The 14,942-nt window shown below is 57.6% G+C and carries 13 protein-coding genes; 6 read left to right on the top strand and 7 right to left on the bottom strand.

Annotated features, from left to right (window positions below):
* Positions 1–391: 391 nt before the first annotated feature.
* Together WD071_RS11895 and WD071_RS11890 are read left to right on the top strand one after the other, a co-directional pair.
* Complete coding sequence (locus tag WD071_RS11895; RefSeq protein WP_368048602.1) at positions 392–4,678, top strand: glycosyltransferase; 4,287 nt, start codon at positions 392–394, stop codon at positions 4,676–4,678.
* On the top strand, positions 4,675–5,526 hold the full coding sequence (locus WD071_RS11890; RefSeq protein ID WP_368048601.1) for a phytanoyl-CoA dioxygenase family protein: 852 nt from the start codon (positions 4,675–4,677) through the stop codon (positions 5,524–5,526). The genes WD071_RS11895 and WD071_RS11890 overlap by 4 nt, the downstream gene beginning before the upstream one ends.
* A 43-nt stretch (positions 5,527–5,569) precedes the next feature.
* Here the strand turns inward: WD071_RS11890 and WD071_RS11885 are convergent, their stop codons facing one another.
* The 6 genes from WD071_RS11885 to WD071_RS11860 all read right to left on the bottom strand — a co-directional run bounded on the left by WD071_RS11885 (position 5,570) and on the right by WD071_RS11860 (position 11,063).
* Entirely contained in the window at positions 5,570–6,532 is a 963-nt protein-coding gene (locus WD071_RS11885) for a glycosyltransferase family 2 protein (RefSeq protein WP_368048600.1), read from the bottom strand.
* On the bottom strand, positions 6,529–7,464 hold the full coding sequence (locus WD071_RS11880; protein WP_368048599.1) for a glycosyltransferase family 2 protein: 936 nt from the start codon (positions 7,462–7,464) through the stop codon (positions 6,529–6,531). The genes WD071_RS11885 and WD071_RS11880 overlap by 4 nt, the downstream gene beginning before the upstream one ends.
* 47 nt (positions 7,465–7,511) lie before the next feature.
* The gene (locus WD071_RS11875) at positions 7,512–8,042 is read right to left on the bottom strand and encodes a hypothetical protein (protein ID WP_368048598.1); all 531 of its coding nucleotides are present in this window, start codon (positions 8,040–8,042) and stop codon (positions 7,512–7,514) included.
* Positions 8,043–8,134: 92 nt separating this feature from the next.
* Positions 8,135–10,180, bottom strand: a complete 2,046-nt coding sequence (locus WD071_RS11870) for a hypothetical protein (RefSeq protein WP_368048597.1) — start codon at positions 10,178–10,180, stop codon at positions 8,135–8,137.
* 26 nt (positions 10,181–10,206) lie between these two features.
* Complete coding sequence (locus tag WD071_RS11865) at positions 10,207–10,635, bottom strand: response regulator (RefSeq protein ID WP_368048596.1); 429 nt, start codon at positions 10,633–10,635, stop codon at positions 10,207–10,209.
* A complete protein-coding gene (locus WD071_RS11860) occupies positions 10,632–11,063 on the bottom strand; it encodes a PleD family two-component system response regulator (protein WP_368048595.1) in 432 nt (143 codons plus the stop codon). The genes WD071_RS11865 and WD071_RS11860 overlap by 4 nt, the downstream gene beginning before the upstream one ends.
* 177 nt (positions 11,064–11,240) lie before the next feature.
* On the opposite strand from WD071_RS11860, the gene gshB reads away from it, so the two are divergent.
* The 4 genes from gshB to ruvX all read left to right on the top strand — a co-directional run bounded on the left by gshB (position 11,241) and on the right by ruvX (position 14,256).
* The gene (gshB, locus tag WD071_RS11855) at positions 11,241–12,191 is read left to right on the top strand and encodes a glutathione synthase (RefSeq protein WP_368048594.1); all 951 of its coding nucleotides are present in this window, start codon (positions 11,241–11,243) and stop codon (positions 12,189–12,191) included.
* Positions 12,192–12,213: 22 nt separating this feature from the next.
* Positions 12,214–13,095 (top strand): energy transducer TonB, encoded by an 882-nt coding sequence (locus WD071_RS11850; protein ID WP_368048593.1) that lies wholly within the window; start codon positions 12,214–12,216, stop codon positions 13,093–13,095.
* A gap of 79 nt (positions 13,096–13,174) precedes the next feature.
* The gene (locus tag WD071_RS11845; protein ID WP_368048592.1) at positions 13,175–13,795 is read left to right on the top strand and encodes a YqgE/AlgH family protein; all 621 of its coding nucleotides are present in this window, start codon (positions 13,175–13,177) and stop codon (positions 13,793–13,795) included.
* An 11-nt stretch (positions 13,796–13,806) separates the two neighbouring features.
* On the top strand, positions 13,807–14,256 hold the full coding sequence (ruvX, locus tag WD071_RS11840; RefSeq protein WP_368048591.1) for a Holliday junction resolvase RuvX: 450 nt from the start codon (positions 13,807–13,809) through the stop codon (positions 14,254–14,256).
* Here ruvX and WD071_RS11835 read toward each other — a convergent pair whose 3' ends face one another.
* Complete coding sequence (locus WD071_RS11835; protein WP_368048590.1) at positions 14,257–14,940, bottom strand: fumarylacetoacetate hydrolase family protein; 684 nt, start codon at positions 14,938–14,940, stop codon at positions 14,257–14,259. It lies immediately after the preceding gene.
* Positions 14,941–14,942: the final 2 nt, after the last annotated feature.

The following is a 14,942-nucleotide window of genomic DNA, read 5'->3' as shown; positions in this document are numbered from 1 at the left end:
TGATTAGTCGCACATTGTGTCTGTCAGCCCCGACAGTCTCGGCCTGCCCGTGCGCCACTATAAATTTCAAGCAATTGATTTTATTGTATTTTATAAATTGGCACGGAAGCTGCAAGCTCCTGGTCAGTGAAACAACCCACCGTTGTTTCCCCCGCTTTAAACCCGCAAGGAGTCTGCTAAGGCTCACAGCCCAGGATGCATTGGAAAGGACCTGTACCTACACTTTCCTTACAAGTCCGGCTGTTTTAACCCCCGGAAGACCGGGGGTTTTTTTTGCCCGGCTTTTGGGCCTGTCGATAACACACGCAACACAGTGACCGCACGACTTCACCCCGACAGCCATAACTCGGTACAATGCGCCACTTGATCAAGACTCACGGCAATCTAAAGGATGACCACCATTAAACGCAACGATGCCGCGCCGCTGGTTTCCATCATCTGCCGCACCATGCACCGCAACAGCCTGCACGATACCCTGCGATCGGTGCTGAACCAGACCTGGCCTGCGTTGGAACTGGTGCTGGTGGATGCCGCTGATGTCGGGGCTGCGGTGCTGGCTAAATCCGCCGTTGCAATTTCGGATGCCGGCCATGTATCGCTGAACATCGTAAACACCGGCGCTGCACTGAACCGCCCCCAGGCTGCCAATGCCGGCCTGGAAGCTGCCAAGGGCAGCTATCTGCTGTTTCTGGATGACGACGACTGGATTGCCGGCGAACACATCAGCCGCTTGATGGCGCAGTTGCAGAACCATAACAGGGACCACGGCAACGACCATTCTGACTGCCTGGTGATTTACAGTGCAACCCGGAAAACCGATGCTGACGGCGGGCTGCTTGATGACATTATCGCTGTGCCCTTTGATCACACCAGGCTTCGCCGCGACAATTTCATTCCCATTCATTCGGCCCTGTTCTCTGCCGCCCTGCGCGACAACGGCTGTCGTTTCGATGAATCACTGGCGGTCTATGAGGACTGGGACTTCTGGCTGCAGTGCGCCGAGCACACTGACTTTCTGCTGGACAACCATGTCGGCGCCTTCTATCGCATGGGCGGCGATTCGGAGACCATGCTTGCCGAGCACCAGGCCCGCTATCAGAGCGGCCACCCGATGGCAGAGGCTCGCGCAAAGCTGCTGGATAAATGGAAATCACGCTGGACCGGTGCCCAATGGAACGCGGTTCTTGGTCTGATTGACCAGACGCCACTGGTACAATCGCTCCACCAGGACCTGAAACTTGCGCACCAGGCGCTTAACAAAAACCAGCAAGCGCTGGCCGAGCTGCAGAATCAGCACGCGCAACTGCAAGCGTCCTGGCGGCAGTTGTCTGACGATCATCAGGCCACCGTCGAAGACTTCCAGAATCTGCAAGCCGCCCATATCGAGCTTAACCTGGCACACCAGGCGCTGGACCAGGGCGTCAAGGAAATCCTGTCGTCATTCTCCTGGCGTGTTACTGCGCCCTACCGCTGGACCCGCCGACGGATCACTGATGCCCTGACCGGGGCACTGCTCAACTATCGACGGCAGCGTACCAAAACCGGGGTCCCCGGCGCACAGGGCAACACCCCTTTGCAGAGTGGCCCATTGCAGTGTGGAATTGTCAGCCCGGACAGCGACAACCTGACCTTCAGCACCACAATGACAGTGCAGGCCTGGGCCTGGTCGCCCCATTCACTGTTGGCGATTGAGTTACGGATCGACGGTAAACATTACCAGAACATCGAACCACTGCCGCATCACGCAGCCCTGGAAGACGCGCAACGAATCGGTTTCGCCCGTGCCCTGGACACTGATGAACTCAGCCCGGGCGAGCACGTTATCGCCCTGATCTGTACTGACAACAACGGCCACCGCACGGAATGTCACCGTCGCTTTGTATACCGGCAGCCACAGGCCCTGTATTCACGCTGGCGCCAGAACCAGGTCACCGCACCGCAGGTAAACAAACAACCCCGAATCGATTTTCAGCTCTTGCTGCGTGTCACGGACACCAGCGACCAGTCCACCCATGCGTTGCTGGCCACGCTGGACAGCCTGACAGCACAAGAGCTGACGCAACTGCCGCATGTACTCTGGCGTTGCTGCATTATCTGCGCGCCAGCGATGCATGAGGCCGTGCATGAGCTGATATCAGCGCACGCAGGTTCGAAGCGGCTACGGCTAATTGGCGACCCGGCCGAGTTCACGCCAACGCCCGGCAACGATGCAGGACTCAGCAGCCTCGTTGCTCTGCTGCAGGCCGGTGACATACTGCATCCTGACTGCCTGGCTAACGTGGCGACAAACTGGCAGCCAGCGACCCGACTGCTGTACACCGATCACGATCACCAGGACGTCTCCGGCAGATTTTCGAATCCGTGGTTCACCTTCGCCTGGTCACCCGAACTGTTACTCAGTCAGAACTATATTGGTGGCGTTTACTTTATCAGGGCAGACGATTTACCGACGCTGGCATTGGCCTCCCCGGCATGGCGCTACGACTGCCTGCTGCAACTGCGCGAGCAAATTGAATTTACGCAAGTACAACGTATTGCCCGGGTACTGTGGAGCGACAGTGTCTCCGGCACCAACAACAAGACAATACAGCAGGCAGAGATTGACGTGCTGCGAACCTACTCGGCAGAGCGCGGCATGACAATCGAAACTCCCTGGCCTGAGGCCAGCGGTATCCGGCACGCGCATCGCCCCCTGCCTGCACAGGCGCCCGGCGTGTCCGTTATCATCCCCACCACCGGCAATATGCGCTTTCTCAAGCCTTGCCTGGACACGCTGGCGACCACAGACTACCCGGATATGGAAATCATCATCCTGGATAACAGTCGCGGCAAACACCCCGACGGTATCGAATATGCCCGACAGGCCGGCGCAGTTGTTGTTGATTGCGACGAAAATTTTAACTGGTCCCGCCTGAACAACAAGGGCGTGGACCACAGTTCCGGCGACATACTCCTGTTCCTGAACGATGATATAGAAATAGTACAGACTGACTGGCTGCAGGAACTGGTCAGGCAGGTATTGCAGGATGATGTGGGCACCGTGGGCTGCCGGTTGCTGTACCCGAATGGTGCGCTCCAGCATGGCGGCGTTTTTCTGGTGGATCACGGCGGCGGCGCGCGCCACCTTTTCCACAAGCAGTTGCCCGGCGCTGGCATCTATCAGCAACTGGACAAGTGCGTCAGGGAGGTGTCAGCCAGCACCGGCGCCTGCCTGATGATTCGCCGTGACCGCTTCGAAGAACTGGGACGTTTTGACGAAGGCCTGTCGATAGTCGGCAACGATATCGATTTGTGCCTGCGCTGCCTGGAAGCCGGCCTGCGCAATATCTGGACGCCGCACAGCTCGCTGATTCATCACGAAAGTGTGAGTCGGCAAAGCAAACCCATCGGCAAAGATGAGAAGACCATGTGGCGGCGCTGGGGCCAGCGTTTCAGGAGCGGCGACCCCTACTACAATCCATCTCTGAGCCTGCTGCGGGAGGACTGTGCACTTGCCGCACAAACCGTGGCATCCAGCACAACAGCAAGCACAAGCGAAGACAAAAAGCATGGCGTCAATCTGATTGCCTATATCCGCGCCAGCATGGGCGTGGGCGAAGCGGCGCGCGGCAATGCTTCGGCCCTGCAAGCCTCCGGACAACCCTTCGGCATCATTAACTACGAACGCGGCAACCCGTCGCGTATGGATAACCTGCGCTGGCAGCACAAGGAAATGGCCAGTCCACAGTTTGATATCAATCTTGTGCATATCAATGCCGATCACCTGCCGGTCGTGATGAACGATCTGGGCCGGCCCTGGTTCCGGGATCGCTACAATATTGGTTTCTGGGCCTGGGAAATGCCGGAGTTCCCCGATAAATGGTTAGCCAGTTTTGATTTGCTGGACGAAATATGGGTGCCCTCAACCTATGTGAACCAGGCAATCGCTGCCAAATCACCGGTGCCGGTTATCACCATACCGCATGTCATTGATCTGGATATGGCCGGTGCGCAGCGCTATCCACGGGATCATTTCGGCATCAACGCGGAAGCCTTCGTTTTCATCAGTATGTTCGATACGCACAGTGTCGCCCAGCGCAAGAATCCGTTCGCGTCCATTCTGGCATTTCAACAGGCGTTTGCAGCTGACGACAATACTGTTCAACTCGTCATCAAGGTCAATAATGCCGACGATGCCAGCACAACTGTCGTTCGCAACTGTATTGGCGAGCATAAAAACATACTGATACTGTCGCAGCATTTTGATCGCGCGCAGGTAGACTCCCTGATCAATAGCTGTGACTGCTACGTGTCCCTGCACCATGCCGAAGGTTTCGGGCTGGGCCCCGCCGAAGCCATGGCATTGGGCAAGGTTGCATTACTGACCGACTGGTCCGGCAATACCGAATACATGACCAGCGATAACTGCGTCCCCATTCGCTACAGCCTGAAGAAGCTCGGCAAAGACTATGGCCCTTATGAGGCACACCAGCACTGGGCAGTGGCGGATATCGCACACGCGGCCAGCGAAATGCGAGACCTGGCCGGAAACCCTGAACGCGCAGCGGCTATCGGGAAACGCGCGAAACTGACCATTGAGAATACGCTCTCAGCACAGGCAATAGGGTCGCGCATGCGCGACCGCCTGCAGAGTATCAAGCGCATACAAACGAACCGGAAGAAAAGGAAGCTATCATGAGTTCTCAGGCACAAACAGCAGGCTTTTTGTCGCAAGACCAGATCGACAAATTTCACAAGGACGGTTATGTCATTGCGGACTTTGGTTTTTCACCCGACGACATAGAAGCACTGAAGGCCACTCTGCACCCCTGCTACAACCCTGAACACCTGAAAGCACCCAGCTACGGCGCGCGCATTCAGGACGCGTGGAAATTTGTGCGCGAAGCTCATACGCTGGCGACGAACGCCAATGTGTTATCCGCTCTGGAGCAACTTTATGGGCGGCCACCGCTGCCGTTTCAGACCCTGAACTTCCCGGTCGGAACGCAGCAACGAACGCACTCCGACACCATACACTTCAACAGCCAGCCAGCGGGATTCATGGCCGGCGTCTGGGTCGCGCTGGAAGATATTGACGACGACAACGGGCCGCTGGAATATTACCCGGGCTCGCACCTGCTGCCGGAAATCACCATGCAGGACGCCGGGCTTGAAGCGGGATACGAGAACTACGGCGCATATGAAGATTTTATCGCGCAACACGTCAGTAAATCGGGTATCTCTCCATCGTACGGTTTGATGCCCAAGGGTCACGCCCTTATCTGGCACGCCAACCTGCTCCACGGTGGCTCACAACAAAAAGACTCCCGGCGTACGCGTCACTCCCAGGTCACTCACTACTTTTTTGAAGACTGCCAGTACTATACCCCCATGCACAGTAAACCCGGCAAACCGGCCTTCCGCCATCCGGAATGGATCAAGCCGGGCGAATGGAAGCCGGTAGAACATGCCGATGTTGCTGCCCTGGAAAAAATGTCACCGCTGGCGCGAAAAATTGCCGCCCTGCGCAGACGCCTGGGGTTCTGAACGGTTCACTGAAAATACTGGCCGGGATTGCTGCGCAATAGCCTCAGAGCAGGCGCAGCAATCTGAACAGGCCACGTTGCCACCACAATCCGGCGTTTGGTAATGCAATGATGCGACGACAGACAAATCGCTGTAAGGCCGAAATTTCATTGCCGTGACGACGAACAAATGCATCAGCTTGCGCCGCAATTTCCGCGAATGCTTTCTGCGTCTCCGCGGACTGCGTCGTCATCATTAACTTGCTTATGAATTCATGAGTCAGCACCGGGCTGGTATACGCCTTTGCACCAATGGTATTGCTGTCATGCTGACGGTAATCAGCCAGTGCCTGATCCAGGTACACACGCCTGCCAAAGGCGCTTGCAATCAGAGATAACCACCAGTCATGCATGACGGCAGCAGCCGGCACCGGCAAGGCTTTTTCTATCAACGCCCGGTTCATCATGGCGGTACACCCCGTCAGGGTATTGCTCAGCAGCTGAGCCGGCAGGGACGCGCGGGCCGGTCGCAGACCCTGATATGCCATCAGTGATTCCGCAATAACATGCGCGCTGGCATCCACCACTCGCAGATCACTGTGCACGAGCACGGGAATCTGTGTGTCACCACCCTCGATCGCCAACAGCGCGACCAGGGAACGCTCCAGTTTATCTGTGTGCCAGATGTCATCCTGATCGGCGAGCGCAAAATACGAATGCGCCTGTGCCTGCCCTGGCGTCTCGCTGGCGGCATGATGCATCAACGCAGAAAAATTGCCGGCCGCGCCCAGGTTACCCGCCTCGTCATCTATCAGCCGGACAGTCCCGGGAAAGCGCAAGGCGTAGTCTGCCAGTATGGCTTGCGAGCCATCAGAGGAACCATCATCACGGCACAGGATCACGACGCTGGCCACGTCTTTAACATTTCCGGCCCATTGCTGTGCCAGTATTGAATCAATCTGTTGCGAAAGATATCTGGCACCATTATAGACTGGCAACAACACAAAAACCGTGCGGGTCTGATTCATATCAGGTCACCTGAGTCTCGTATTCCGCGCCGTATCTGGTGAAGGTATTCACGTCTTTGTCGCGAACATAACAAAAGCCACAGCGACTTGAGAGCAAAGCGCAGACAGTCTCGCAGCTTCCAGTTTAGCGGCGCATAGTCCTGACGGTAGAGATGCAGACGATTCCGGGTTGAATAATAACTTCGCAGAGGGCTGTGCTGCACCATCCAGCCGGCACGTACCAGCGGATTATTGCTGGCTTCACCAATGGCGTGTAGCAATGTCGCGGAATCGGTTCCGACCAAAGCGAAGCCTTTGGCCCGGGCGCGAAAACACCACTCAAGGTCGATATTGTCAATAAAATAACTTTCTTTCATTTGTCCGATGCTGCCCAGCGCGGCTCTCGAAAACAGGCAGCCTGAGGAGATAAGGAAATCAGCCTGAAACAGATCGGGTATCCCGCCCAGTTGATTGTCCGAGCGCCGCAGCATCCGGAAAAGTCGGAAGGGTGTCTGGCGGGCGTTGACCGGATTCTGCAGGCGCGGCCCCAGTGCCGCCACCGGCAAGGCACTGGCTACTGACGCGCGCTGCCAGGCGTCAAGCATGCCTGCGCAAAAATCATCGGTAAGCGTGCTGTCCTGATCAAACAGAAAAACAAACGGGTAAGTCTTGTCCTGCGCCAGCTGCAATCCGGCATTCATGGCTGCAGCCAGACCTTTGTTTTCATGCCAGCGCTTAAGTGTCACGCGCGCTCTGGCAGCAATTGCTGCATCAAGTGTTTCGGCGTTAGCGGAGCCATTATCGATGACAAAAACATCGCAGGCTTGTGCCGTCAATTGGTCAAGGAGTGCCAGAAGTACATCCATGTCCGGCTGCCATGTCACCACAACGGCGCAGATATCAATATCGCGGCAGGGTGTCGGCGCGCTGTTATCTGTTTCTTCTGCTTCCATGTGTGACTCCGGATGCCGGATGACGGGCCGACGTTGCGGTGTCCGTATCAGGCCGGTGCGTCAACCGCGACCCGAACGGGCACATCAGGCGGGACCGGCAGGCTGGCGACACCGTCACGTCTGAGACGCACCAGATAATACAGGATGGAGGCGACACCCACCATCAGGCCGGCAACGACGCCCGCATCTACCATGCCGCGCCAGGGTTGAGGCAGCATTCGCACAATAAAAACGAAGCAGATTATCATTGTTGTCAATGCAATGGATAATAACCGGCGCCGCGTTGTGGCGTGAATGTAACCCATACAATACAGCGGCGCGAACAGAACATGCAGTGGTCGGGGGTGTCTGGCAAGGTAATCAGCGCGCACCACAACACGCGGCGCAAATGCCAGATGAAAACCTTTGTAACCTTCGGCCCACACCATATACAGGAACCAGACCAACGCCAGCCCCCGCTGCCATATCGCAAGCGAGTAGTCACCCAGCTCCAGCGCAACACCGCCCAGGCGCACGATAGCGAACGTCAGCAACAGCACGATACCGCCGACTCCCCAGATAAATCCGAATGTTCTCACAGACAATAAACTCTCAGATAAGCAGCAAGCGCCCAATGTCGAGCCTTACTGTGATACAAGCAGGCATTATAGCCGCTTTCGTATGCTGACTCCTAGAGCGGATCACCGGTGCGGGTCACCGGGGAATCAAGTGTCAGACCATAGGCCGCCTGACGCCGAATGAGATCTTCCTGGCTGCGCAGCAGTTCCAGCAACAGAACCCGGATGCTGTCCAGATCCTCCTGCCGCCGCAGAAGCTTGCGCAGACGCCTGTTCGTTGCCAGGCACAAGTGCCAGGGATCATTCTCAGCGGCGGGTGATCGTTCATTGACGCCGACCTGTGGTTTGTTCATGCCTGTGCTGCCTCGCCATCGATCGAGGCACTCATACAAGGTATTGATCATGCGCCGGGCATTGCCCGGGGACTGCCAGGCCGCTGCCTGGTCCAGCATGCCACACAAACGGCGATGGGCACGTGGCAAGGCCCTGCGCAGGTCGGCCGAGTCGGCAAACCCCGGTTCAGCCAATATCGTCTGATACACGTCTGACAGCACCAGAACAAAGGATTCAATGCGCTGCACATTCAGTATCCTCGCCCCTTTCAGCAACAGCCGCAGGTCGCGCAGCACATCCTGCGGCACGCTCTGAGTATCTGTCGCAGCCACCGCCATGTGCGGCAGACAATTCAGCTCTGCAGCCAGCACGTGCTGTACTGAATAACCAGCAAAGTCCTGATGCACTGCATCAAGGTCCAGTGTCAACTTCTGCCAGTGCTGTTGTGCCCGAATACCCAGGCGAGCGGCAAGCATCAGACTTTTGTGCAGCATATCGGTGACACTCGCAGCATCCCTTGTATCAACCAGCCCTGCCAGCCGCCGCAGCAGCGCGATAACACTGACTTCGTCTTCGGGGCGCACACCCGATTGCTGCAGACAATGGTTGGCACAGGCATGAAGACTGACTATCAGCACCTGCCAGCGCGCCAGTGACCAGACTTCTGTCGTATCCAGCGGCAGTTTGCCGAATCCGCCGCCGAGCATGCGCAAACTCACCAGCAGCCGATAAAGCCGCAGGCTCACGGCTGACCAGTCCGGGGGAACACCCGGCTTGTTGACTGCCACGACCAGCAACTCGCGCACTGCTGTTGTGTCAATGCCCGGTAACAGTAGCAATGGGCTGACAGCCGATGCGGCGCCGTCACGAGAGCCGTCGCGGGAACCACCATGAGAGCCGTCACGGGAACCACCATGAGAAAGAGAAACACCACCGCTGCCCGCACTGATGGCCGCACCGTCACTCAGAATGGCGGCCTGACGCAGAACCGTGGCCATTTCCTCGGATGTGGCGGCGCTCTGATATCGGCATAGAAACAGTGTTTGGGCCGTCGCCCAGATCAGGCCCTGACAGTTTTCCGCCAAGCGCTGTCTCCGGTGTGGGCACGGGATAGTCGACTTCACGGCAAGCAGGGCGCTGGCCAGCAACTGCAGTTGCCATATCGAATGTCGTAGCTCCGGTGACAAACCCGTGCTCTTGCCCTGCGCCGTTTGCCGGATGGCAATGCACAAACGATCAAACCAGCGGTGGGTTTCACGCCTGAATGCCATGGGTATGTCGGTGCCGCATTGCCCAGGTGTTATCTGCACAGATGCTTCGAATGCATGCAACCAGACCAGCAGCGGCCCGGCAGCCGCCGGAGGCAGACCGGGGGTATCGGCGCCGGTATCCGCCAGAAAACGCGCGGCATTTGCCACCGCCACGCCACAGGCCTGAGCCTGCCGCAGCCACGCCTGCTCCGCTTTCGCGCTGGCAGAAACTACCGTCAGATCGCTAATGGCCGCCCCAGTCTGTTCCACAATCAGCCGCCGCAACACGTGGTCGGGCGAAACCGCCTGCAGGGATTCACGGCAACGCAGCAGGGCCTTGAGCAAATGCCGTTCCCGATGCCGACCGACATCAGACCTGCGCTGCTGCGCGCGCCAGTAACGACACAAAACCTGGCAGTGGTGCCTGGCACTGCCGTCGACCAGAAACCGGCTGACAGCTGCCAGCCGGGCGATCGGTTCGGCCATCAGAGCACCGCCCCCCGATACCCCAAGGCAATGGGCCTGCATATCCCCAAGCATTGCGTCCAGGCATTGCTGAAGCGTTTGCGTCGGCATTTGCCCGAAAACACCTGTGACAATACTCAAGGCCAAGGTCCCGTTGGCTGCGCCTGCCTCGGTGCCTCCCGACCAGTACCCGCAGGTGCTGCCAGCATGTCGTGCACCTGTTGGCGTAACGCATCAAGTCCCTGCGCCCGTGACCATGTGTGGCGGATGCCTCGCGATTGTGCCCAAAGGTGATCCGCTTCATCATCCCTGTCACTGAGCAGGACTACAACGCCACAGCCATGTGCCTGCAACCACGCTGCCAGGCTGAAGCCATTACCCCGATCACGCACCAGTTCAACCAGGGTGAGATCAGGCCGTCTGTTATTGCCTGCCCGCCGCAGCCGTTGATGCACGTCAGTCAGATCTGCGGCCTGTTCGGTGTGGTAACCGCTCGCTTCCAGCACAGCACAAAGAGCCTGTCGGGCCCATACGTGCTCATCCACCACCAGAATACAGGCCGTCACGAGACCGGATCCGGCTGCCGCTGCCTGACCTGTGCCAGGGCGTCCTGCAACTCCGCAAGCCGGAACGGCATCTGCAGGCAGCCATCAGCGCCAGCCAGCTCCGCACGCACCTCATCCAGCAGGGTGTGCTCGTCACCCATAAGAATCACCGTCAAGTGTCTGAAATCAGGGCATTGCCGCAGCAGACTGCAAACCTGCGTACCACTCAATCGAGGCAGAGTGCTGGCCAGCAACAGAAGATCCGGCCGCAGCTCGGGCAGGCGACACAGCACATCAAATCCGTCGTCCGCAGTAAGCACTTCAACGGCCTGCTGCTCCAGCAATCCCGTCAATCGCTCACGCACATGATGCCCGGCATCGGCCAGCAGCACGCGAAATGGCCGCTCCGATGCAGGGCTCAGCGCCTCGGTCTGTGCAATAGCTGTCATGATTGATCCTCCCTGATCAATAGCTGAAAACAAGTCCTGTCCGAGGGTTGTAGCACACGGCGAAGACTGTTGCGCAGAGCAATCATGTTATGATGGTTGCGACCCAAGCAGTAATCCCTGACCAAACGTTGCCGACAGGTGGCGCTTGATTAACAACTCCGGGCAAGAGGCTGAAGCATGCACCTGAAAGTCGGTATCGTGATGGACCCCATCGCAAACATCACCTACAAAAAAGACACCAGTCTGGCGATGCTGGTCGCGGCCCGGGAACGTGGCTGGGAGCTGCATTACATGGAACAGGGTGACCTGTACCTGAGCGGCGATACGGCGATGGGATGGATGCGGCCATTGGACGTAGCCTATAACCCGGACAACTGGTACAGCCTGGGAGACGCTGCCGAACGACCGCTGGCCGATCTCGATGTTATCCTGATGCGCAAGGATCCGCCTTTTGACAGCAACTATGTCTACTCGACCTACCTGCTGGAGCGCGCCGAACAGGCCGGCACCCTGATCGTCAACAAACCGCAGTCCTTGCGCGATTGCAATGAAAAAATGTTTGCCACCCAGTTTCCTCAGTGCTGCCCGCCATTGCTGGTGAGCAGTCGCGCCGACAAGCTCAAGGCCTTCCACAAGGAACATGGTGATGTGATTTTCAAACCACTGGACGGCATGGGCGGCAGTTCCATTTTCCGGATCAAACCGGATGACAGCAATATCAGCGTCATCATTGAAATGCTGACCGCCCACGGGCGCAACCCCATCATGGCCCAGCGTTACATTCCCGAGATCGTCAAAGGTGACAAGCGCATCCTGCTGATAGATGGCGACCCGGTGCCTTACGCGCTGGCACGGGTACCCGCCATTGGCGAAAGTCGTGGCAACCTGGCCGCCGGTGGCAGCGGCATTGCGCAACCCCTGTCCGAGCGCGACAAATGGATCTGTGCCCAGGTGAGAGAAACCGTCCGCGAAAAGGGTCTGCTGTTTGTAGGTCTCGATGTGATCGGTGATTACCTGACTGAAATCAACGTCACCAGCCCGACCTGTATCCGCGAAATCAACGCGGCATACGACCTTGATATCGCCGGCGATCTGATGGACTGCATCGCCGGTAAAGTAAAAACCTGAGCAACGGGAAAAACCTGCTTTGATGGCACCAGACAACATTAACCAGGATACAGGGTTGGCCAAAGAGCGCTTTGGTTTCACCATTTTTCTGTCCGCCTGCCTGCATGTCATCATCATTGCCGGGGTAGGCTTCAGCTTTCTCAGCGAAAGCCGCAGCGTGCCGGCTATTGAAATCACGCTGGCGCAGTACCGCAGCGACATGCCGCCGGAACAGGCGGATTTCATTGCTCAGGAAAATCAGTTGGGCAGCGGCTCGATCGACGACACCGTGGCCCCGGCGACACCGGTAGAATCCCAGTTCCACGATGAACTCATTCAAGAGGTACAACCGGTGCCTTCGCCAGCTGCTTCAGCACAACAGGCTCAGGACAACCGCATCGTCACCAGCACTGACGCCGATGAGTTGCTGCGACAGCAAACGGAGTCTGCTCAGCCCAGCGACAGCCGCGTGATATCCGAGCATTCAACACCACAGGATATCTCGCTGGCCATCGCCAGTCTGCAGGCGCAATTGGATGTTCAGCAACAGGAATACGCCAAACGGCCCCGCCGGTACACAATTACCTCGGCCTCAACGCAGCAAAGGCATGATGCCCTGTACCTGGACAATTGGCGTAAACGCATTGAACTGGTCGGCAACGAACACTACCCGCAACAGGCCCGGCGGGATGGCATTTTTGGCAGTCTGCGCATGCTGGTGGCAATTCGCTCTGATGGCAGTGTGCAGGAGATTCGTGTGCTGCAAGGGTCCGGTCAGCAGGTACTGGACCAGGCGGCGGTAGATATCGTGCGCATGGCTGCACCGTTTGATGAGTTTCCTGCCGAGTTGCGCGGCGAAATTGATCTTCTGGAAATCATACGCACCTGGCGCTTCCGCCCGGGCAACTCCTTCAGCAGTAATTGATGAACCGGTCAAAGCAACGCCGCTTGACGGGCGGCACATTGGACAAACTCACCTGGCAACAACGGGAGCATGCGACGCAATGAGTCTTGAAGCAGACGCTGACAACGTATCTCACAGGGAAAATATCACCGGCAGTGCCAGCTGCCTGGAAAACCATTTCCTGATCGCCATGCCACATCTGCGCGACCCCAATTTTAATGGCTCAGTCACTTATCTGTGGAAACATGACAGCGAGGGCGCGCTTGGCCTGGTTGTGAACCAACCCTCAAAACTGGTGATACCTGACCTGATGGAAGAACTTGGTATCACCATCAAAGATGAGTTTTTGGCACGTGTGCAGCACAGCAGCATTCTGACCGGCGGACCGGTCGAAACAAACAAAGGTTTTATCCTGCACGAAGCGGGCACCGAATGGGACTATACCCTGCCCGTCAATGACGACATCAGCCTGTCCATGTCGCGGGACATTCTGCAGGAAATTGCTGACGGCGGGGGGCCTGCGCGTTACCTGATCACACTGGGCTGCGCAGGCTGGGAGGCCGGCCAGCTTGAACAGGAAATCAGCGACAATGTCTGGCTGACTGTGCCAGCCAACACTGACTTGCTGTTTTCCACCGACTATGACAACAAGGCCGCGGCGGCGGCGGCAATACTCGGTGTCACTATGAGTCAACTGGCCTCCCTGGCGGGTCACTCCTGACAGGACAACACATGGACCGGTATCCGCAAAAGTACATCAAGCCGCTGAAGGCACTGGCCTTCGATTTTGGTACCAAACGTATTGGTGTGGCTTATGGTCAAAGCCTGACCGGTACCGCGCAGGCCATCGGCATTATTCCCGCGCGCGACGGCATTCCGGACTGGACGGCGCTGGACGCTCTGGTGAAAAACTGGCAGCCGGACGTTTTTGTCGTCGGCCTGCCCTTCAATATGGACGACAGTGACAGCGAACTGTTGCTGCGTGCCCGCAAGTTTGGCAAACGTCTGAACGGACGCCTGCACAAACCCTGCTTCGGAGTTGACGAGCGGCTGACCTCGTTTGAAGCACGGGGCGAACTGCTGCGCGGCGAAGCCAGTGGCGCGGTGGATGCGCTGGCCGCGCGCCTGATTCTGGAAGCCTGGTTTGATGGCCTGCCACCGCTGCCCAGCGGCGACGATTGATCAAACCATTCTGAATGTGAGCTGGCCGGCGCCCGCAATGGCAGCATCTACCACATCACCCCTGTTTACTGCGCCTACACCCGCCGGGGTACCGGTGAAAATGATGTCACCGGCCTGCAGCGTATAGTAAGTCGACAGTTCAGCGATAATTTCCTCCACTTTCCAGATCATGTCGGACAGATCACCTTGCTGCTTTTGTTCACCATTCAATGAAAGTGTTATGGCGCCTCTGTCGAGCCAACCACAATCTTCAACAGCCACCAGTTCCGACATGGGCCCCGATGCGTCAAAACCTTTTGCAGTATCCCAGGGGCGCCCCTGTTTCTTGGCTTCCGCCTGCAAATCCCGTCGGGTAAAATCAATCCCGACGCTATAACCGAACACACAATCGCGCGCAGCCGCCACCGTCAGCGAGTGACCGCCGCGATGCAGCGCCACCACCAGTTCAGCTTCATGATGCAAATCACCGGTGCGTGGCGGATAAGGCACTTCCCCCTGGGGAACAAACACCGCTGATGCCGGTTTGCTGAAAAAGAATGGCGCCTCCCGGTCCGGGTCAGCGCCCATCTCTTTGGCGTGTTCGGCATAGTTCCGGCCCACGCAGAAAACCCGGTTCACCGGAAACTGCTGCTCGCGGTCTTTAACGGGCAAACTGACCCTGGGTAATTCAAATATGTATTTCAAGC

The organism is Pseudohongiella sp., from assembly GCF_040877505.1.
In the GTDB taxonomy this organism is placed as follows: domain Bacteria; phylum Pseudomonadota; class Gammaproteobacteria; order Pseudomonadales; family Pseudohongiellaceae; genus Pseudohongiella.
This window is presented reverse-complemented; position numbering and strand designations above follow the sequence as displayed.

Coding starts and splice junctions, on each gene's coding strand:
- WD071_RS11860 (WP_368048595.1), bottom strand. CDS start 11,063: ATGACAGCTATTGCACAGACCGAGGCGCTGAGCCCTGCATCGGAGCGG.
- WD071_RS11845 (WP_368048592.1), top strand. CDS start 13,175: ATGAGTCTTGAAGCAGACGCTGACAACGTATCTCACAGGGAAAATATC.
- gshB (WP_368048594.1), top strand. CDS start 11,241: ATGCACCTGAAAGTCGGTATCGTGATGGACCCCATCGCAAACATCACC.
- WD071_RS11880 (WP_368048599.1), bottom strand. CDS start 7,464: ATGGAAGCAGAAGAAACAGATAACAGCGCGCCGACACCCTGCCGCGAT.
- WD071_RS11895 (WP_368048602.1), top strand. CDS start 392: ATGACCACCATTAAACGCAACGATGCCGCGCCGCTGGTTTCCATCATC.
- ruvX (WP_368048591.1), top strand. CDS start 13,807: ATGGACCGGTATCCGCAAAAGTACATCAAGCCGCTGAAGGCACTGGCC.
- WD071_RS11885 (WP_368048600.1), bottom strand. CDS start 6,532: ATGAATCAGACCCGCACGGTTTTTGTGTTGTTGCCAGTCTATAATGGT.
- WD071_RS11870 (WP_368048597.1), bottom strand. CDS start 10,180: ATGCCGACGCAAACGCTTCAGCAATGCCTGGACGCAATGCTTGGGGAT.
- WD071_RS11890 (WP_368048601.1), top strand. CDS start 4,675: ATGAGTTCTCAGGCACAAACAGCAGGCTTTTTGTCGCAAGACCAGATC.
- WD071_RS11850 (WP_368048593.1), top strand. CDS start 12,214: ATGGCACCAGACAACATTAACCAGGATACAGGGTTGGCCAAAGAGCGC.